General features: G+C 61.1%; 1 protein-coding gene and 1 pseudogene. Both read right to left on the bottom strand.

The genetic code is table 11. From position 1 onward, the window contains the following. Positions 1-145 (bottom strand): cyclic pyranopterin monophosphate synthase MoaC (locus RT613_RS20090; protein ID WP_409558868.1); only part of this gene is annotated, 145 nt, incomplete at its 3' end. An 11-nt stretch (positions 146-156) separates the two neighbouring features. Next, positions 157-247 (bottom strand): annotated as a pseudogene (locus RT613_RS20095) (indole-3-glycerol-phosphate synthase TrpC); the annotation flags it as partial.

Here is a 247-nt window from a genome sequence, read left to right on the forward strand (position 1 = left end):
CGCGGATGATGCGCAGGGTTTCCGGCTTCATGCGCACGTAACCCTCGGCGCTGGCAACACGAACCGTCTCGGCCTTGTCGCCCACATCAACCATATGGGCTTCGCCGGAAGCACCGATATGGGAGAGTTTGTCACCTGCGCTCACGAGGGCCGCCCTTATTCTGCTGCCTGTATGGCGTCCTGTCCGGTCAGCAATGTGTGGGTTGCTGCGGTCACATCGTCCTTGCGCATCAGGCTTTCGCCAACC

It is taken from the genome of Agrobacterium sp., from assembly GCF_032092815.1.
In the GTDB taxonomy this organism is placed as follows: domain Bacteria; phylum Pseudomonadota; class Alphaproteobacteria; order Rhizobiales; family Rhizobiaceae; genus Agrobacterium.